Source organism: Rhodothermus bifroesti (assembly GCF_017908595.1).
GTDB lineage: Bacteria > Bacteroidota > Rhodothermia > Rhodothermales > Rhodothermaceae > Rhodothermus > Rhodothermus bifroesti.
Genome location: NZ_JAGKTL010000001.1, coordinates 175,348 through 193,075, shown reverse-complemented (window position 1 = coordinate 193,075; position 17,728 = coordinate 175,348). Strand labels below are relative to the sequence as shown.

Below are 17,728 nucleotides of genomic sequence, written 5' to 3'. Positions count from 1 at the left end.
TTGCTCGTGCTAGCAGTGGCAGCGTGAGGTCTAAGAGCTTAGGTGCGTAGGAGTATGGCCGCGAAGAAACCGTCGGTGCCGTGCGTGGCAGGTTCTAAACGCAGAAAGGCATCGGTTTGTCCGGGCAGGGCGATGTGTTGTCGCTGAAGCACTTCAGCAGCACTGAGTAGGGTGAATTCGGGATGTTGTGCTAGAAAAGTTTCGATCTGGCGTTCGTTTTCTTCAGCGAGCAGGGAACAGGTAGCATAGACGAGTCTGCCGCCTGGGCGGACGAGAGGGGCATAAGCTTCGAGGATTTGTTGCTGCTGCGCGACCAGGGCAGCGAGGCGCTCTGGTGTGATTTTCCAGGCTGCGTCTGGGTTGCGTCGAAGCACGCCGCTGCCGCTGCAAGGGGCGTCGATCAGGACCACATCGGCCTTGCCATAGAGCCGCTGCACAATCGGCGCCCGGTTGTGCGGGAGCACGTGGAGTCGGATGTTGTGCACGTCGGCGCGGCGCGCCCGTGGGCGCAGTTCCTGCAGACGGGCTTTGTGGACGTCGAAGGCATACAGCCGCCCTTTACCTTGCATTAGAGCGGCCAAATGCAACGTTTTGCCTCCACCTCCTGCGCATCCATCCACGACTACTTGTCCTGGCTTGGCTTCAGTAAGTAAGCTGATCAGCTGGCTGCCTTCATCCTGCACTTCAAATAAGCCTTCTTGAAAAGCACGCGTTCGAAAAATAAAAGCTTTTTCTTCAAGAATCAGTCCTGTAGGACTGTACGGTGTGGGTTGGCTGGGAAAGCCTTCAGCCCGTAGGCGTTGCCGGACAGTTTCGCGATCGGCTTTCAGCGTATTGACCCGGATAGTTAGGGGAGCGGGTTCTTTTAAGGCAGCGCAACGCCTCTCGACAGCCTCGTAAGGCAACGCGGCCATCCATGCAGCCACCAGCCAGTCGGGCAAACTATAGGTGATGCCAAGCGCTGCGACCGGATCTGCAGGCAGCGCAGGCGCTTGAAAACGTCGAGCCGCAGCCTCAAGCCTGCTACGCTCGGACAAGCTTATGGGCAGATCCAAGCTCGCTGCTCCAAAGCCGAATACCCGAAGATAGAGCAGCACGAGAAAGCGTACATCGCTAGCTTGGTCTTGGGCAGCATAGGCCAGCCGTCGGTAGTGGCGCAGCATGCCATAAACGGTCTCGGCTACAAAAGCCCGATCCCGTTTGCCCATTTTTCGGTGTTTGCGAAAGAACTGCTGCAGCACGGTGTCGGCAGGTAGCGGAGAACAGCGGATCTCCTGCAGCACGTCAACTACTGAGGCGACCCAAAACGGATAGACGCGAAGCAGCATAAAACGAAACGTTTAAGCGGTTTTTTACCCCAGGTGAAGGATGCCTGGGTAGGATTCCCGCAGGCAGCCCACCGAGCGCTAGCTGTTTTGCTCGACCGATTGAGGCACGTGCCTGATCGGCGGTGCACTATGCCGCGTCAGCTCGGGCTAGGGGTCAAGATTATGCTTCAGGGCAACCGTGAAGGCGCCTTTGGGGCGTGCTTGTGACGGGCCTCTTAAGACAAAAGCCTGAAGCGCAGGTTCCAGTAAAAATCGCAAAGCATTTGGTGGAAAAGAAGACAACGGTGTATTATGCGCCACCCACAGATGACGGGAGAGAGGTATGAAGACCAGAACGCTCCAATCCGATTTGCTCATTGTGCTCGCTACGGCCATCTGGGGTTTTGCGTTTGTGGCGCAGCGTGTAGGTATGGAGCATATGGGGCCATTTTGGTTTAACGCGCTACGCTTTGCGATGGGCAGTCTGGTCCTCGTGCCGTTGCTGAGGCGACGCGATCCGGGGGCGCTTCCGGCAACCGTCCAGCTTCGGGTAGGATTACTGGCCGGGGGGATTTTGTTTTTGGGGGCTTCGACGCAGCAGATCGGGCTTGTTTATACCACGGCTGGCAAGGCTGGTTTTATTACGGGACTTTATGTGGTTTTCGTGCCTTTGCTAGGCGTGCTGCTCAAGCAACGCACCTACAAAGAAGCCTGGCTAGGCACTGGGCTGGCTGCCGCAGGAATGTACCTGCTCAGCGTTGCAGAGACGCCCTCGGTTAATCCTGGCGATGTGCTTGTATTGGCAAGCGCCATCTGCTGGGCTTTTCACATTCATCTGATTGATCGCTACGCGCATCGCATGCCGCCCTTTCGGTTAGCTTTTATGCAGTTTGTGGCATGCGCCGGGTTAAGTAGTTTGGCGGCTATCCTTTGGGAAGCCCCTTCCTTTCTTGTGGCTCGCGATGCCTGGGGAGCGTTACTGTATGCAGGGGTGCTTTCCGTAGGCATTGGCTATACCCTTCAAGTTGTGGCTCAGCGCGAAGCGCATCCCACACATGCCGCGATTCTCTTCAGCCTAGAAGCTGTTTTTGCGGCGCTAGGCGGCTGGTGGCTGTTAGATGAAACGCTTACCCTGCGCCAGCTTATCGGCTGCGGCCTAATGCTCGGGGGTATGCTGCTGTCTCAACTTCGCCCCTTTTCCCGACGCAGTGTTCCGGGCGCTGTGCACGGGAACTTTAAATAATTTTAGCAATGTCCGATGTTTAACAGAAAGTATCAGCATTGTGAGGGCTTATGATGCAGCCCGGCGATATTGGATGGCTACCTAGGGTAACGGAAGCATCGGCCGATAGAGACCCTTATCGGGAGGGTAGTGCTGAGGAACGCCCGCGTCGCAAGCGTCCAAAGCCCGATGCTCCAAACGCGTCCTCAGAGGCGCCTGCTTCCCCTGTTGGACCAATAGGCCAACATATTGATCTAAAAGCCTAGAAGGAAGGGCCATCGCTCTAGGTGTCGGCGTTGGCTGTTTCGTCACGATGCAGCTTTAGCAGATGCGGGGCAATTGCTCGCCGCTGAGCAGGTCAAGAATGCGCTGGGTACCGATGGCAGTGTGGAGTGTGACAAGTCCATTTGGATCGTCGGTTGTTACGTGACCGATAAGGCAGGCGCCGGCACTTACGGGCACTTTGCGCAGCACGTCCAGAGCCCGTGCTGCTTCGGTTTCGGGCACGAAGGCTACAAAACGCCCTTCATTGGCTACGTACAAGGGGTCAAGTCCCAGCAGCTCGCAAGCGCTCTGCACTTCTGGCCGCACGGGAATGGCCGTCTCTTCGAGCTGGAAGCATAGCCTGGCGGTTTGGGCAATTTCAATTAAGGCTGCGGCCAGTCCCCCACGGGTTAGGTCGCGTAGGCAATGCACCTCGATGCCAGCTTCAAGCAATTGCAGCACCGGTGTAGAGAGCAAGGCACAATCGCTTGCGATTTCGGTCTCAAAGGCCAGTCCCTCGCGTACAGCCATAATGGCAATGCCGTGGCGGCCAATGTCGCCGCTCAGGAGGATGGCATCGCCTGGCCGCACGGCTTCGGGACCAATGTGCTGGTTGTGTTCTATGATTCCGATGCCGGAGGTGCTCACAAAAAGCCCATCGCCCTTGCCGCGATCAACCACTTTGGTGTCGCCGGTGACGATTTGGACATGGGCTTCCTGGGCAGCGGCCTGCATCGACTGCACCACGCGCCAGAGCGTTTCCATAGGTAGTCCTTCTTCGAGAATAAAGCTGACGCTTAGATATAGCGCTCGGGCACCGCACATGGCCAGGTCGTTTACCGTGCCGAAAACCGCTAGCTTGCCAATGTCGCCTCCGGGGAAGAAAAGCGGATGCACCACGAACGCATCGGTGGTGAACGCTAGCCTGGCGTCTGCAAGGGTAAGCACTGCCCCATCGTGACGGCGGTGCAGCTCGGCATTGGCAAAAGCGGCCGTGAAGGTGTCGATGAGCTGTTGCATGAGCCGGCCCCCTCCACCATGGGCGAGCAGTACGTGTGGATACTGCTGCAGGGGCAGTGGGCATTCAAGGGAGAAGGCGTCACTCATAACCCTGAGACGTACGACGGTGTAAAGCGACGGTAGCGGTAGTAGGCTGCGCAGGCTCCCTCGGACGACACCATGGGTGCACCCAGCGGATGTTCAGGGGTGCAGCGCGTGCCAAATGCTGGACATGCGGTCGGCTTTTTGGCCCCTTGTAGCACTTCTCCAGCGATGCACTCCGAGGCTTCTTGGGCAGCCAGGGGGGCGACACCGAATTTCTGCTCGGCGTCGTAGGCACGATAGGGAGCCCGCAGGCCTAGCCCGCTTTGAGGCAGTTCGCCGATGCCGCGCCATTTGCGGGGCACGACCTCGAACACTTCCCGAATATGCTGCTGCGCTGTTAGGTTGCCTTGGCGCCGAACCGAACGCGTGTATTGGTTTTCTACCTCGAAGCGGCCCGCCTCCAGCTGCCGGATGCACATATACAATCCTTGGAGCAGGTCAAGGGGCTCGAATCCGGTTACAACAATGGGTACCCGGTATTTTTTCGCAATTGGCTCGTACTCCCTGTAGCCCATCACCGTGCACACATGGCCAGCGGCCAGAAAACCCTGCACGCGGTTATTGGGAGACTGTAGGATCGCTTCCATTGCGGGAGGAACAAGCACGTGCGCTACGAGCATCGAAAAATTCTTCAAGCCGCGTCGATGGGCTTCGAGCACAGCCAGCGCGTTGGCCGGGGCCGTGGTCTCAAAGCCTACAGCAAAAAAAACGACCTCGCGATCAGGGTATTGTTGCGCTAGGCGCACCGCATCTAGGGGTGAGTAAACAATGCGGACGTCTGCGCCCTGCGCTTTGACCGAAAATAGGTCGCCACGGCTTCCTGGCACGCGCAGCATGTCTCCAAAAGAACAAAAGATCACGCCGGGCAGGGAAGCAATCGCCAGGGCTTTGTCGATCAGCTCCACGGGGGTGACGCAAACCGGACAACCTGGGCCATGCACCAGCGTCAGGCCTGGAGGGAGCAGTTCATCGATGCCAAAGCGCACGATGGCGTGCGTTTGGCCCCCACAGACTTCCATGATGGTCCAGGGCCGCGTCGTGATTTTGGCAATGCGTTGGGCGTAGCGCAGTGCGGCCTCACGGTTGCGGTATTCGTCGATGAATTTCATGGCATTTCTGGGGGCTTGAGCTCGGTCAGCTCATCTATTTGCTGCAGGTACTCAAAGACGCGATAGGCTTCGGCTTCGTCCACGACGCTAATAGCTACGCCTACGTGCACCATGACGTAGTCACCCACGCGGGCTTCCGGCACAAGCGTTAGGTTGACTTCCTTAAAGATGCCCCCGAAGTCAACCTTGCCGACGCGAGAGAGCGGTTCGTCCTGGGTGATAGCGACAATCTTACCCGGAATAGCTAAGCACATGGTCGTTCGGGTTGGGTTATGCCCCAGCGCAGTGCAGCGACCTGGCCTAGGGCCAAGCTGCCGTCGCCAGGGGGTAGCTGACGGTGAATATAGGGGAGAAATCCGGCTGCTGCGCACAGCCGGAGTGCACTTTCGGTAAGCAATCGGTTTTGAAAGCACCCGCCGCTGAGCACAACATGGGGGCAGCCGATGTGCTGGGCTATGTGTAGGATAGCAACAGCCAGCCCATCATGAAAGCGTCGCGCCATAAGGCTTTTCGGCACGCCTTGACGATGATCGGCCAGCAACGCTTCAAGCAGCGGCCCCCAGTCGAGCACAAGCTGGTGGCCCTGAGGCTGGAGCGTAAGGGAATATGGCATGCCTGACGCCGCAGCCTTTTCGGCTTCAAACTCCAACCGCATAGCGGCCTCGCCCTCGAACCGGTTGTACAGGCACAAACCCAGTAGGGCTGCTACAGCATCGAAAAGTCGTCCCACACTGGTAGTCCATGGAGCGTTTAGGCCGCGTTCAAGCATACGACAGAGTAGCTGGTGCTCAGTAGGTGAAAACACCTCACGCATGGAGGGCACTAGCTCTAAGGCTTCAGCGCCTTTCCAGCTATGCAGCAAGCCCAGTGCTGCTCGGCGAGGTTCGCGCAGGGCAGCCTCGCCCCCTGGCAACCGAAACGGTCGCAAATAGGCTAGCCGCAGGGCCCGCTCCGAAGTAATCAAAAAGCACTCTCCACCCCAGACCGTACCATCTGGACCGTAGCCCGTGCCGTCCCAGGCAAAGCCCACTACAGGAGGCTTTAGGTGGTGCTCGGCCATGCAAGCCCACACGTGTGCCAAGTGATGTTGGACGGTGGTTACTGGTCGCTTTAGCCGGTAGGCATGGTGTGTGGAAGCATAGTCGGGATGAGCGTCGCAAGCTACGGCCTCGGGGCCTTGCTCATAGAGCTGTTGCAAGTCGTTGATGACGCGGACAAAAGCCGCGCGTGCTTCGGCCGTTTCCAGATCGCCAATGTGTTGGCTAAGCCAAACAGTGTGGCCTACAGCCAGCGCCACGGTGTTTTTCAAGTGGCCGCCAACAGCCAGCACCTGCAAGGGGCGATCGGGCCAGTCTTCAGCGAGCTGGACAGGTAAAGGGGCATAACCGCGTGCCCGCCGGAGAAAAACAGGCTGTCCGGCCACCAAGCGCACCACCGAGTCGTCGCAGTAACGAGCAATGGGTCGGTTATGCACCAAAAATAGGTCGGCTAGCCCGCTAAGCCGCGTCAATGCCTCGTGCTCGCTGGTACAGATAGGCTCTTCGGAACGATTGCCGCTGGTGGCTACTACAGGGAAGTCGAGTTCTTGCAGCAGCAGGTGGTGCAAGGGCGTGTAGGGCAACATGATGCCTAAATAAGGATTCCCTGGTGCTACCGAAGGGGCTAGCGCGTCCCAGCTGGCTTCGGTGCGGCGCAGCAACACAATCGGTGCAGCCGATGAACTCAGCAGGGCAGCTTCGGATGCCGAGACAAAGGCATGTGCCTGCACGGCTTCGAGCGATGGATACATCAGGGCAAACGGCTTGGCCTCTCGATTTTTGCGTAGCCGAAGTCGGTGCACCGCGGCTTCATTGCGGGCATCAACGATCAGGTGAAAACCGCCTAGCCCTTTAACAGCCACGATTTGCCCTTGTCGAATAGCCTCGGTGGCCTGCCGGAGCGCTTCGTCCCGTTCAGCGAGTACATGTCCTGCCTGATCCCAAAGTTGCAGCTGAGGGCCGCAGTCAGGGCATGCGTTGGGTTGGGCATGAAAGCGCCGGTTTTGAGGGTCGTCGTATTCAGCCTGGCAGCGCGCGCACATGCGAAATGCCCGCATGGTGGTGTTGGCGCGATCGTAGGGCAGGCGCTCCACAATGGTAAAGCGGGGGCCGCAGTTGGTGCAGTTAATAAACGGATAGCGATAGCGCCGGTCGGCAGGGTCCAACAGTTCCCGTAGACAATCGGGACACGTAGCCAGGTCGGGCAGAATAAATGCCTGCTTAAGGCCTGCAGCGTGACTTTCGGCGATGATGAAGTGGTGATAGCCTGCAGGAGGGAGTTCTTCACACGTGATGCGCGCAATGCGGGCTGCAGGCGGTGGTGCTTGTACTAGCTGGGTGTAAAAAGCCTTCAGGCGCTCGCGTGTCCCTTCGATCTCGATGATTACGCCACGGGTATCGTTATATACCCTACCTTGCAGGCCCATTTGCTGGGCCAGACGGTAGACGAAGGGGCGAAAGCCTACGCCCTGTACGGCGCCCTCGACATGCAGGCGCCAACGGATCAGTCGGCGGGTGTTGGATCGCATTCGACCTCTAGGCTTTCCAGCAAAACTTCGTCTCCGCCTGCCAGCAGCGTTCCGATTTGTCCGCAGCCGGGGCAGCGCCAGTCGGCTTCGGCAGGCTCATAGGCGGATTGACAATGGGTACAGTAAAACCGCATTGGGCAATGCTCGATTTCGAGCACAACGCCAGCTGCTGGACCTGTAGGATCGACCAGCTCCGTCACGTAGAACTGCAGCGCTTCGGCCGATAGGTGTGCGCGGCTACCCAGCACGAGGCGCGCGGCGCGTACGCGCCGCGCGCCAGCGCGTCGGGCCTCGGCTTCGAGGAGTCGCACCAGCTCACGGGCAATGCTCAGTTCATGCATGGGGCAGTTCTTGCAAGATGGCTTGGGCAGCTTGGGGGAGCACCTCGGCCACAGCTGGTGAAAGGGGCGCCCCTGGGTCAAAGCATGCCCCTTCGATGCCATAGAGGATCAGTCGTCGAGGCATCCGTCCAAGCTGCTGGGCTAAGGTGATGACGTCGGCTAGACCAATGCCATGCGATGAAACACTGCGCCAAGTGCTGGGCAAGGGCGTGGTTTCAATATCCAAGCGATGTAGCGTACCTACCGCTGCCCCCGAGCAGACCGCGTCGCACACGATGACCATCTCGGCCCCTTCCCACCATGCCAGCAGCCGAAACGGATCGGTAGCCCTTAGTACCTGTACCCCTTTAGGCTTTTGGCTTTGAAGCAGCGCCGCCACTTCCAGTCCGGCAGCATCGTCGCCTCGAAGAGGATGCCCCAGGCCGATCACCATCTTCACGAACGTTCCACGTGCAGTTTTAAAAAATGCGTGGCGCACGAGATGCAGGGGTCGTAATTCCGAATAGCTTGCTCGCAGCGCCACTGCAGTTCGTCGTTGGTTAACGTAAGCCAGCGGCTTACGACCTGTCGCAAGTCTTCCTCGATGCGTCGTTGATTTTGTGACGTGGGTGGCACAATTTGGGCTTCTAGGATGGTTCCTTCGTCGCTAATCACGTAACGATGGTAGAGAATGCCTCGGGGGGCTTCGGTGCAGCCATGTCCGGTAGCCGCGCGCGGTTGCACGTCGATAAAGGGCCGTTCTGGAGGCACGTAGGCTTCGATGAGCCGCAAGGCCTCGTCGCAGGCATAAAGTATTTCGACAGCACGTGCGATGATGCTTTGGAAAGGATTACGGCACCCTGGTCGCAGACCAACTTCCTGGGCAGCTTGTTGGGCTAGTGGCGACAGCTGATCAAAATTCAGGTTAAAGCGCGCCAGCGGTCCTACGAGATAAGCCCCACGCCCTCGAATGTGGGCATGCAAGGCATTCGAGTGGGGCACATGCTCCTCTTCGAAATGGTCGTTGAAGGCGGCTATTGGAATGTCTAGGCCGCGGTTAGACACCAGACGGCCATCGAGAATGGCGTACTCGTCTTCGCGCCGCAGTGCCACAAACTCGTAGTCTTGTTCAAAATCTGGAAAGTCGAAGCTAGCTACCCAACGCACCGTATCATAAGCAGCTTCACGGGCCCACAAGAGCGGTTTGCGCAGCGCAAGAAGTTCTTCCCGGCTTGGAACTCGGTAAAAGCCCCCCACCCGCACATTGATCGGGTGAATTTCACGACCGCCGATGAGGCGCATGAGTTCATTACCGACTTTCTTGAGCTGCAGGCCTTTTTGAACCCAGTCCGGATAGTCCCGGGCCATTTCGAGGGCGCTTTGGTAGCCCAGAAAATCAGGAGCATGCAGCATGAACACGTGCAGCGCATGGCTTTCGATCCACTCGCCACAGTAAAGCAGGCGGCGCAGCAGCCGCAGTGGTCCAGTCACTTCGACGCCACAGGCGTTCTCCATCGCTGTTGATGCGCTCATCTGATAGGCTACGGGACAGATGCCGCAGATGCGTGCGGTAAGGTCAGGCGCCTCAAGAAACGAGCGTCCACGCAAAAACGCTTCGAAAAAACGGGGTGGCTCATAGATGCGCAGTCGCACGTCGACGACCTGGTTGTTTTGGATACGCACGTAGAGTGCACCTTCACCCTCAACACGGGCCAAGGCGTCAACGCGGAGGGTGCGGGTAAGTCGGGCCTTAGCCATGGTGACGCGCGGGGTTGGGTGAGAACGTTTCGCGGAAAGCCGGTGCGTATGCATTAAAGGTATGCAAGGCGCGTTCGACGTCTTGCGCAGCTACGCCCAACCGTTCCTGCCACCAGTGCATCAGCGAGGCTGGATTGGGCGTTTCTTTGGGACCAAAGCAAGCATAGCAGCCTCGGTGATACGCCGGGCACAGGGCTCCACAGCCAGCTTGGGTAATAGGACCCAGGCAGGGCGTACCTTGGGCTACCATGACGCACACCGTACCTCGACGCTTGCACTCGACGCAAACGCTGTAGGCGGGAATCTGGGGGCGCCGGTGCTGAAGAAAAGCCACAATAACCTCAAGGAGCTGTTGCTTACTGACGGGGCAGCCGCGCAGCTCAAAGTCAACGGCTACATGCTCCGCTATGGGTGTTGAAGTGGCCAGCGTTTCGATATACTCGGGATGGGCATACACGATACGGGTAAACTCGGCCACGTCCCGAAAATTGCGCAGTGCCTGAATGCCCCCAGCCGTAGCGCAGGCGCCGATGGTGATCAAAAACCTTGATTGCTGACGAATTTGCCGAATTCGTTCAGCATCGTGAGGGGTCGTAATCGATCCCTCAACAAGGGATAGGTCGTAGGGGCCGCGTACCGTAGCCCGCGAGGCCTCTAGGAAATAGGCAATTTCAACCGCACCGGCTATCGTCATCAGCTCGTCTTCGCAGTCGAGCAGGCTGAGCTGGCAGCCGTCACAAGAGGCAAACTTCCAGACAGCTAGTTTAGGTTTACGCCGGGGCATGGTTTAAAGCTCACGGATGGTTAGCCATCGGGCAACGCGTGCAAAAGCGAAAACCGGTCCGTCTTTACAAATGAAGTGAGGCCCAAATTGGCAATGGCCACACAAGCCGATAGCACATTTCATATTTCGCTCCATGGAGAGAAAAATCCGCTCTGCAGCCACACCTCGCTCTACTAAGGCTTTAGCTGCAAAGCGCATCATGATTTCTGGGCCGCAGACGAAAGCCATAGTTTCTTCGGGATCAAAGAGGGCTCTAGGAAGCAAGCCGGTGACCACGCCCACATGGCCAAACCAGCCCTCGCGCGCACGGTCGACGGTAACTTCCACTTGGAAGTCGAAGCGGCTACGCCAGCGTTCCAGCTCCCGCACGTAGAGCAGGTCTTGGGGCGTGCGAGCGCCGTAGAGTAGCACCAAGTTGCCATACCGACCACGATACTGCAGTAAATGATAAATTGCAGGCCGGAGTGGCGCCAGCCCAATACCCCCTGCCATAACCACTACGTCGTAACCTTCGGCAGCTTCAACAGGCCAGGCGCTGCCAAACGGTCCACGTACGCCGATGACGTCCCCAGGCTTGCAACTGCACAGGGCTTGGCTGACGGCGCCTACAGCCCGAATGGTATGCACTAGCCGTTCTGGACGGGCTGGATCGCCGCTGATCGAAATCGGAATCTCTCCGATGCCCCCAACATAGAGCATATTAAACTGGCCTGGGCAAAACGGTAATCCAATACCGTCTAGGGCTTCTAGCTCGAGCGTGCGTGTGTCGTGCGTTTCGCGACGCGTGCGTAGCACGCGCCATAGCCGTGGCGTTAGAGGTTGAAGCGCGTGACGCGCTTCAACAGGCAAGCTCAAAATCGAAGGGGCGCTCATAGGTTTTAGGCATGCAGAGGTTGGCGCCGGGGGACCCCACCGTACATATCGAGGAGCTGGAGGCGGGTAGCTTGCAGCCGCTCGGCAATGATCCGCGCAAAGCGACTGAAAATCTCATACCCTAGGCGAGGGTCTTCGGTGCACTTGTTGCGAATGCAGGTGCCATCGAACGCCAGTGCCCGCACAAGCGTTAGCGCCCGCGCGTCGAATTGGTTTTGATAAGGGGGAACGAGCCACGACCAGCCTAGCACGTCGCCTTCGCTTAGGGTCTGAATGGTTACGGTTCCCCGGTCGGGCAGATGAACTTCAAGCGACACGCGGCCGTAACGTAAGAGGTAAAATTCATTGGCCGTTTCGCCTTCGCGAAAGATGTACTCGCCTGCATTAAAGCGCACGTTGCGCGCGCAACCGGCGATCAATTCCAGGTAGGGCGCTTCAAGCCCTCGAAAGAAGGGATGTTCAGCCAGTAGGGCGCTGAGCGAATGTTGGGACGTCATGGAGCGGTCTCCGGTTGTGATTCTGTACACAAGGCAGCAACTTCTTCAGTTAAGTCGATGCCTACAGGGCACCAGGTGATGCACCGACCGCAGCCTACGCATCCCATGGTGCCGAACTGATCGACCCACGTGGCCAGTTTGTGCATGAGCCACTGCCGATAGCGGGCGCGTGTGCTTTGCCGCACACTGCCGCCATGGATATAGGAAAATTCCACCGAAAAGCACGAGTCCCACTGGCGCACGCGTTCAGTCGTCTGGCCTGTTAAGTCTGTAACTTCTTCAACGGTATGGCAGAAGCAGGTTGGGCATACCATGGTGCAGTTGGCGCAGCTGAGGCAGCGCTGGGCCACCGCATCCCAGTGGGGATGTTCATAGGAAGCGTAGAGCCGTTCTTTGAGGTGCTGGCAGTCAAGCTGGCGTCCCATACGCGTAGCGGCTTCAGCAAGAAGCGCATTGGCTGCAGCGATTTCATCTGCTGTGGCTAGGCGATGGGGTACGTCGGCAAGTACTGCTTGGCCAGCTTCACTGCCAACAGTCACGACAAAGTAGTGCCGGTTTTCGGTAAGGACTTCCGTAAGGGACAGGTCGAAGCCCGCACGGGCTTCGGGCCCAGTGCCCATGGAAGCGCAAAAACAGGTGCCGGCAGGTTCTGTGCAGTTAACGGCCAGCACAAACAGCCGTTCGCGTAAGGCCTGGTAATAGGGATCAACGTAAGGCCCTTCTAGAAAAATACGATCTTGAATGCGGATGGCGGCAAGCTCGCAGGCGCGAACGCCGATGAACGCATATGGCGTCTCCGGAAGGGGAGCCTCATGGATTTCAAAGTGTCCCCCGGTCCCGTTACGATGGGCTTGCCAGAGGCGTAGCCTAGGTGGAAAGAGAAACTGTTTCCAGCTGTGCGGTCCTACAGCGTAGCCAAACAAGGCGGCGTCATTTCGGCGATGCAGTCGATACAAACCGCCGTCCTGCTCGTCGGTCCATCCGATGGGTAGATCCTCACTGCGTTGAATAGGGCTGTAGACGATAGCGCCGTCGCGCACGTGTGGTCCAATCAGCGTAAAGCCCCGTTGTCCTAAGGCTTCAAGCAGGGCATCGAAGTCCGAGCGTTCTACAATCCATCGTGAGGCTGGGGCGTGCATAGGGCTTAACGGTTTAAGATGAACCTTGATGCCCCCTCACGGTCCTGTCTCGACAAAGCTTTACCTAAAGCTAAATTACATGCAGTCGTTTCTGGCAATCTAGTTTACGTAACGCTATACTTCCAGCACTCGGCCCTCACATTTGCGCAGCAGGAGTTCCCATTTGCGGTTGACCTGCTGCTGTAAGGCATCAAGCAAGTGGCGATTTTCTGGCCGTAGGAGGTGGCGAAAACGCCCTTGGACCTTAAGCCACTCCGTAAGGGGTAAGGGTTTGCGTGGCCAAGCATTTAGCCAGTAATCCCCATCAATGACTTCATAAAGCGGCCAGTAGCAGGTTTCAACAGCTAGGCGGGCTATTTCGACGGTTTGGGCAGGATCGTAGCCCCAGCCGCGTTGGCAAGGGGCGAGCACGTTGAGGAAGCTGGGACCGTCGACATGCACTGCCCGTTGAATTTTACGCACCAAGTCTTGCCAGTGAGAGATGGAAGCTTGGGCCACATAGGGCACATGATGTGCGACAGCGATCTCGGTTAGGTCTTTACGCTGCTGGAGTTTCCCGAGGCTTTGCTCGCCCACAGGTGTAGTTGTGGTGTGGGCTAGAGGTGGAGTAGCCCCGCTGCGCTGGTTGCCCGTATTCATGTAGGCTTCGTTATCGTAGCAGATGTAGGTAAAGCGATGGCCCCGCTCCAAGGCGCCCGAGAGCGCCTGCAAACCGATGTCGTAGGTACCGCCATCGCCCCCGAAGGCTACAATGCGCACCTCTTCGGGCAGATCGAAAGGGATGGGCTGGCCCTGGCGGCGCTTTCGGCTGAGCACACGAAAGGCAGCCTCTACGCCACTGGCTGCGGCAGCGGCATTTTCGAAGGCCACATGGAGCCAGGGGACGTTCCAGGCCGTCGAGGGATAACGCGTGGTGGCTACCTCTAGGCAGCCAGTAGCATTAACCACCACCACGGGGGTATCGATAGCGTTGAGCACCATGCGCACCACCAGAGGCACACCGCAGCCGGCGCAAAGCGAATGCCCTCCCTGGAAACGCGGTTCACGGCTTTCGCGATCGGCCAGTTCTTTAAGCGTTTTGGGGCGTGTCGGCTCGCCGTTAGGATAAATGCGTGTAGCGATCATGGTCGAGGCTCCCAGCTTTAAGCGCGTACACCCAAGTAATGCATGTGTTGCGTGGGCGTACGCGGGTCTTGGATACGTCTGAAGGCTTCCGCGATCTGGTCAGGCGTCACATCTCGCCCCCCCAGACCATAGGTAAAGTTGTACAATTGGGGACGTTCGGCCTCGGGTAGTCCGTAAAGTGCAGCCGCCATTTCCGTGTAAAGTGGTCCCCAGCTGCCAAACGATAACGCCCGGTCCATGACAGCTACGGCCTGCTTGCCGCGCAGGGCGTTGGCTACAGCTGCGTGTGGGAAGGGGCGAAAGAGCCAAAGCTTCAGCAAACCTACGCGCTGGCCTTCCTCGCGCAGCGCCTCAACGACCGCTTTGGCCGTACCTGCGGTCGATCCTAGGACGACCAGGGCAAAATCCGCATCTTCAAGGCAATAGGCTTCGTAGTAGCCCAGATAGTTGCGCCCTGTGGCCTCGGCATAGGCGTGCTGCACTTCAGGAAAGACGGTTAATACGCTCCGTAGGGCTTCATCTTGCTGACGCTTGTGTTCGTAGTAGAAATCGGGCATGTCGAAAGGCCCTTGCGTTGTGGGTCGCCTTGTGTCCAACAAGGGATAGTGCGGACGGTAGCGTCCCACAAACGCACGTGCTACCTCGTCGGCTAGCAGCTCGACAGCCTCAGCCGAGTGCGTAAGTGTAAAGCCGTCCAGGTTCACCAGCACAGGTAATCGTACCCGTTCATCTTCTGCCAAGCGCACAGCCATCAGCGTGTAATCGTAGGCCTCTTGGCCATTTTCGGTGAAGATCTGGACAGCACCCGAGTCGCGGGCCAGCATAGCATCGGAGTGGTCACAGTGAATATTGATGGGTCCGCTGAGGGCTCGGTTGCCTAGGGGCATCACGATCGGGCAGCGCATCGAAGCAGCGATGTAGAGGACTTCAATCATTAAGGCCAGGCCTTGCGAAGCTGTGGCCGTCATTACCCGTGCACCGGCTACCGAGGCGCCGATGGCTGCACTCATGGCCGAATGCTCCGATTCGACGTTGATGATCTCGGTGTCGCAGCGGCCATCAGCAACCATCTGCGCAAACTCCTCAACAATTGGAGTTTGTGGCGTAATCGGATAGACCGGCACGACGTCGGGTTCGATCTGGCGCATAGCGTGGGCAACCGCCTGTGCGCCGGTGAGCAGTTGGGCAGCTTCAAGCCGCGGAATGACGCCAAGGGCCATAGCTTTATCCAGGGTTGTGTGCGGTTGCGGCGACGACGACCGGTTCAGCTGTGTTTTCCGGGACCATGCTGAGCGCCCCTGTGGGGCATGAGGTCGCGCAAATGCCACAGCCTTTGCAGTAGTCATAGTTGATCCCTTCCATCCGACGGTTGTGTACCAGGATGGCCGGTTCTGGGCAATGAGCCCAGCAGAGCAGGCAGTTGACGCAAAGCGTTTCGTGGAAAACCGGCCGTTCGTTACGCCAGCCACCGGTTTTGGGAAACCAACGAATTTCGGGCGTGATAACGCCCCCTATGGGCAGCTTGTGATACGGCAGCAGCATCCGTGCCCCTTCGGGACGGGGGCGAAGCGGCAGGCTATCGGGTACAATGGCCTCTAGCGTTGCTGTCTCTGCGTAGCCGCGACGCAGCGCCTCGATGTTGGCCGCAACCACTTCGGGCCGACGTTTACCCAGGAAGGTGCGTAGCGCTTCTTCCAGCGTGGCCAGCGGCAGAAAATCCAGTGTGCTGGCTAAGGCGCCTAGCAGCGGCACGTTAGCAAAGCGGGCACCGGTGCTTTCAGCAATCGTTGCGGCATCGACGCACACGATGCGTCCGGCATAGCCTGTTTGCTCTCGGATGAGTTCGGGCGAACGATGGGTATGGAGCACCAAAGCGCCATCTGGTGCCAATCCTTCGCATACGTCTTCGGCCTCCAGCAGCGTCTCGTCCAGCACCACCACACGCTGTGGCGTGTAGACGCCCGAATGCAGTACAATAGGCCGATCGTCGATCCGGTTGTAGGCACGTACGGGGGCGCCGCTGCGTTCCGGACCGTACTCCGGAAAGGCCTGGGCATATTTGCCACTGCGTAAAGCAGCCAGCGCCAGGATTTTGGATACAGTGATGGCCCCTTGGCCACCACGTCCGTGCCAGCGAATTTCCAGCATGTTCATTGTAGGGTCTCTTTTCGGTCGGTCATCGGCCTAGGCCGACTTTCTAAGGGCTGAATACGTTGGGCAATAGCATGGGCCGCCCGCTTGCCCTGCGCTACAGCCTCGACTACGGTAGCACCGCCATTGACGCAATCGCCGCCAGCAAACAGTCGTGGATGGCTGGTCTGAAAATGCTCATCCACCCACACGCGCCCTTGCTCTATGCGAAGGTCTGGGATCGTGGCCAGCAGATTGGTGCGTGGTTGTTGCCCAATAGCAAAGACTACTGTATCGGCTGGCAAAACAAACTCGGTGCCTTCGACGACTTGCGGTCGCGGACGCCCACCGGAAGGATCAGGCACCAGGCGCGTTCGGACACATTCAACCCCCGAAACGCGCACCTCCCCCAGCAGACGTACCGGTAGCGTAAGCCATTCAAACTGCACACCCTCGTCCCGTGCAGCTTCCACCTCGTGCCGGAAAGCCGGCATTTCAGCTTCCGTGCGACGGTAAAGCACGGTGACGTGCCGCGCTCCTAGACGCACCGCTTCACGGGCCACGTCGATTGCCGTGTTGCCGCCACCGATCACCACAACGTTTTCGCCTATCGGTGGCGGATCCATGGCCTTTAGGCGTTCGATGAAGCGTAGGGAAGGCCAAACGCCTTCCAGGTCGCTTCCTGCGATTTCAAGCGGCATATCCCCATCTAAGCCCACTGCTAAAAACAGGGCATCATGCCGCGATTCCAATTCAGCAAACGAAAGATCTTCCCCTATGCTGGTGTTAAAGCAGAAGGTGACGCCTAGCGCTCGGATGGCTTCAACTTCCTGGGGAATCGGCTCGACCATCTGTTTGTAGGGTGCAATGGCCGAAACGACTAGCCCTCCTGGCTCTGAGCGGGCTTCATAAACGGTGACTTCATGACCCAAACGAGCCAGCTCTGCAGCACAGGCCAGTCCGGCCGGGCCAGCTCCAATAACGCCTACGCTGAGCGGTAGCTGAGCCTGCCGGCGGGGAGGATGGAGGGCGATACCCGCTGCAAACGCAGCGTCGGTTGCGTAGCGTTGCAGACGGCCAATAGCTACCGGCCGGCGTTTCTCGTGCGTGAGCACGCAAGCACCTTCGCAAAGCGCTTCCACCGGACAGACGCGCGCGCAGCTTCCCCCTAGCACGTTCGCCTCGAAAATGATTCGCGCTGAGGTCAGCGGGTCGCCTTCACGAATAGCCCGAATAAAACCGGGAATATCAATGCGGGTAGGACAAGCCTCAATGCAAGGGGCCGGCCGCCCATCACGCCCACATTCCAGACAACGCGAAGCCTCCAGTAGCGCTGCAACATCCGTCAGGCGGGGGCGCTCTTCTTCAAAAACCGTACGAAAGTTAGCGATGGCTTCCATAGCACAGCTTTAGGTTAACAGTACTTCGTACGGCGCTGCCCCGCCTCTAAAGAGGCGTCTTGGAGTCGCCAGAATTACTGACTATAAAATCGAGAAGTTGTTGCGCTTGAGAAAAGCGATCTGTCGAAAT

General features: G+C 58.3%; 17 protein-coding genes. 1 reads left to right on the top strand and 16 read right to left on the bottom strand.

Going from position 1 to position 17,728, the window contains the following annotated elements:
- Nucleotides 1–38: 38 nt before the first annotated feature.
- Nucleotides 39–1,328, bottom strand: coding sequence for an RsmB/NOP family class I SAM-dependent RNA methyltransferase (locus J8E65_RS00725; RefSeq protein ID WP_210373474.1), 1,290 nt, complete (start codon nucleotides 1,326–1,328; stop codon nucleotides 39–41).
- Between the two features lie 322 nt (nucleotides 1,329–1,650).
- Between J8E65_RS00725 and J8E65_RS00720 the strand changes: the two genes are divergently transcribed.
- Nucleotides 1,651–2,550, top strand: coding sequence for a DMT family transporter (locus J8E65_RS00720; protein ID WP_210373473.1), 900 nt, complete (start codon nucleotides 1,651–1,653; stop codon nucleotides 2,548–2,550).
- A gap of 300 nt (nucleotides 2,551–2,850) precedes the next feature.
- Here J8E65_RS00720 and hypE read toward each other — a convergent pair whose 3' ends face one another.
- The 15 genes from hypE to J8E65_RS00645 all read right to left on the bottom strand — a co-directional run bounded on the left by hypE (nucleotide 2,851) and on the right by J8E65_RS00645 (nucleotide 17,598).
- Nucleotides 2,851–3,900, bottom strand: a complete 1,050-nt coding sequence (gene hypE, locus J8E65_RS00715; protein WP_210373471.1) for a hydrogenase expression/formation protein HypE — start codon at nucleotides 3,898–3,900, stop codon at nucleotides 2,851–2,853.
- Nucleotides 3,897–5,006, bottom strand: a complete 1,110-nt coding sequence (gene hypD, locus J8E65_RS00710; RefSeq protein ID WP_210373469.1) for a hydrogenase formation protein HypD — start codon at nucleotides 5,004–5,006, stop codon at nucleotides 3,897–3,899. Before hypD ends, hypE begins: the two co-directional genes overlap by 4 nt.
- On the bottom strand, nucleotides 5,003–5,260 hold the full coding sequence (locus J8E65_RS00705; protein WP_210373467.1) for a HypC/HybG/HupF family hydrogenase formation chaperone: 258 nt from the start codon (nucleotides 5,258–5,260) through the stop codon (nucleotides 5,003–5,005). Before J8E65_RS00705 ends, hypD begins: the two co-directional genes overlap by 4 nt.
- Nucleotides 5,251–7,572 carry a carbamoyltransferase HypF gene (gene hypF, locus J8E65_RS00700; protein ID WP_210373465.1) on the bottom strand — a complete coding sequence of 774 codons (2,322 nt, stop codon included), beginning with the start codon at nucleotides 7,570–7,572 and terminating at the stop codon, nucleotides 5,251–5,253. The genes J8E65_RS00705 and hypF overlap by 10 nt, the downstream gene beginning before the upstream one ends.
- Nucleotides 7,548–7,913: a hydrogenase maturation nickel metallochaperone HypA/HybF gene (locus J8E65_RS00695; RefSeq protein ID WP_210373463.1), complete on the bottom strand. Its 366-nt coding sequence runs from the start codon at nucleotides 7,911–7,913 to the stop codon at nucleotides 7,548–7,550. The genes hypF and J8E65_RS00695 overlap by 25 nt, the downstream gene beginning before the upstream one ends.
- Nucleotides 7,906–8,346, bottom strand: a complete 441-nt coding sequence (locus J8E65_RS00690) for a hydrogenase maturation protease (RefSeq protein WP_237181493.1) — start codon at nucleotides 8,344–8,346, stop codon at nucleotides 7,906–7,908. Before J8E65_RS00690 ends, J8E65_RS00695 begins: the two co-directional genes overlap by 8 nt.
- A gap of 2 nt (nucleotides 8,347–8,348) precedes the next feature.
- Nucleotides 8,349–9,650, bottom strand: a complete 1,302-nt coding sequence (locus J8E65_RS00685; protein WP_210373460.1) for a Ni/Fe hydrogenase subunit alpha — start codon at nucleotides 9,648–9,650, stop codon at nucleotides 8,349–8,351.
- Nucleotides 9,643–10,434, bottom strand: a complete 792-nt coding sequence (locus tag J8E65_RS00680; RefSeq protein ID WP_210373457.1) for an NADH-quinone oxidoreductase subunit B family protein — start codon at nucleotides 10,432–10,434, stop codon at nucleotides 9,643–9,645. Before J8E65_RS00680 ends, J8E65_RS00685 begins: the two co-directional genes overlap by 8 nt.
- A 3-nt stretch (nucleotides 10,435–10,437) precedes the next feature.
- Entirely contained in the window at nucleotides 10,438–11,307 is an 870-nt protein-coding gene (locus tag J8E65_RS00675; RefSeq protein ID WP_210373455.1) for an FAD/NAD(P)-binding protein, read from the bottom strand.
- A gap of 5 nt (nucleotides 11,308–11,312) precedes the next feature.
- Nucleotides 11,313–11,804, bottom strand: coding sequence for a cyclic nucleotide-binding domain-containing protein (locus J8E65_RS00670; RefSeq protein WP_210373453.1), 492 nt, complete (start codon nucleotides 11,802–11,804; stop codon nucleotides 11,313–11,315).
- A complete protein-coding gene (locus J8E65_RS00665; protein WP_210373450.1) occupies nucleotides 11,801–12,943 on the bottom strand; it encodes a 4Fe-4S dicluster domain-containing protein in 1,143 nt (380 codons plus the stop codon). The genes J8E65_RS00670 and J8E65_RS00665 overlap by 4 nt, the downstream gene beginning before the upstream one ends.
- Before the next feature lie 114 nt (nucleotides 12,944–13,057).
- Complete coding sequence (locus J8E65_RS00660; RefSeq protein WP_210373448.1) at nucleotides 13,058–14,068, bottom strand: thiamine pyrophosphate-dependent enzyme; 1,011 nt, start codon at nucleotides 14,066–14,068, stop codon at nucleotides 13,058–13,060.
- 17 nt (nucleotides 14,069–14,085) lie between these two features.
- Nucleotides 14,086–15,273: a pyruvate ferredoxin oxidoreductase gene (gene porA, locus J8E65_RS00655; RefSeq protein WP_415663036.1), complete on the bottom strand. Its 1,188-nt coding sequence runs from the start codon at nucleotides 15,271–15,273 to the stop codon at nucleotides 14,086–14,088.
- Between the two features lie 19 nt (nucleotides 15,274–15,292).
- Nucleotides 15,293–16,222 (bottom strand): 2-oxoacid:acceptor oxidoreductase family protein, encoded by a 930-nt coding sequence (locus tag J8E65_RS00650; RefSeq protein ID WP_237181491.1) that lies wholly within the window; start codon nucleotides 16,220–16,222, stop codon nucleotides 15,293–15,295.
- On the bottom strand, nucleotides 16,219–17,598 hold the full coding sequence (locus J8E65_RS00645) for an NAD(P)-dependent oxidoreductase (RefSeq protein WP_210373444.1): 1,380 nt from the start codon (nucleotides 17,596–17,598) through the stop codon (nucleotides 16,219–16,221). The genes J8E65_RS00650 and J8E65_RS00645 overlap by 4 nt, the downstream gene beginning before the upstream one ends.
- Nucleotides 17,599–17,728: the final 130 nt, after the last annotated feature.

What these genes read in the sequence shown, in the direction of transcription:
- J8E65_RS00725 (WP_210373474.1), bottom strand. Translation starts at nt 1,328, where the DNA reads ATGCTGCTTCGCGTCTATCCGTTTTGGGTCGCCTCAGTAGTTGACGTG.
- J8E65_RS00720 (WP_210373473.1), top strand. Translation starts at nt 1,651, where the DNA reads ATGAAGACCAGAACGCTCCAATCCGATTTGCTCATTGTGCTCGCTACG.
- hypE (WP_210373471.1), bottom strand. Translation starts at nt 3,900, where the DNA reads ATGAGTGACGCCTTCTCCCTTGAATGCCCACTGCCCCTGCAGCAGTAT.
- hypD (WP_210373469.1), bottom strand. Translation starts at nt 5,006, where the DNA reads ATGAAATTCATCGACGAATACCGCAACCGTGAGGCCGCACTGCGCTAC.
- J8E65_RS00705 (WP_210373467.1), bottom strand. Translation starts at nt 5,260, where the DNA reads ATGTGCTTAGCTATTCCGGGTAAGATTGTCGCTATCACCCAGGACGAA.
- hypF (WP_210373465.1), bottom strand. Translation starts at nt 7,572, where the DNA reads ATGCGATCCAACACCCGCCGACTGATCCGTTGGCGCCTGCATGTCGAG.
- J8E65_RS00695 (WP_210373463.1), bottom strand. Translation starts at nt 7,913, where the DNA reads ATGCATGAACTGAGCATTGCCCGTGAGCTGGTGCGACTCCTCGAAGCC.
- J8E65_RS00690 (WP_237181493.1), bottom strand. Translation starts at nt 8,346, where the DNA reads ATGGTGATCGGCCTGGGGCATCCTCTTCGAGGCGACGATGCTGCCGGA.
- J8E65_RS00685 (WP_210373460.1), bottom strand. Translation starts at nt 9,650, where the DNA reads ATGGCTAAGGCCCGACTTACCCGCACCCTCCGCGTTGACGCCTTGGCC.
- J8E65_RS00680 (WP_210373457.1), bottom strand. Translation starts at nt 10,434, where the DNA reads ATGCCCCGGCGTAAACCTAAACTAGCTGTCTGGAAGTTTGCCTCTTGT.
- J8E65_RS00675 (WP_210373455.1), bottom strand. Translation starts at nt 11,307, where the DNA reads ATGAGCGCCCCTTCGATTTTGAGCTTGCCTGTTGAAGCGCGTCACGCG.
- J8E65_RS00670 (WP_210373453.1), bottom strand. Translation starts at nt 11,804, where the DNA reads ATGACGTCCCAACATTCGCTCAGCGCCCTACTGGCTGAACATCCCTTC.
- J8E65_RS00665 (WP_210373450.1), bottom strand. Translation starts at nt 12,943, where the DNA reads ATGCACGCCCCAGCCTCACGATGGATTGTAGAACGCTCGGACTTCGAT.
- J8E65_RS00660 (WP_210373448.1), bottom strand. Translation starts at nt 14,068, where the DNA reads ATGATCGCTACACGCATTTATCCTAACGGCGAGCCGACACGCCCCAAA.
- J8E65_RS00650 (WP_237181491.1), bottom strand. Translation starts at nt 16,222, where the DNA reads ATGAACATGCTGGAAATTCGCTGGCACGGACGTGGTGGCCAAGGGGCC.
- J8E65_RS00645 (WP_210373444.1), bottom strand. Translation starts at nt 17,598, where the DNA reads ATGGAAGCCATCGCTAACTTTCGTACGGTTTTTGAAGAAGAGCGCCCC.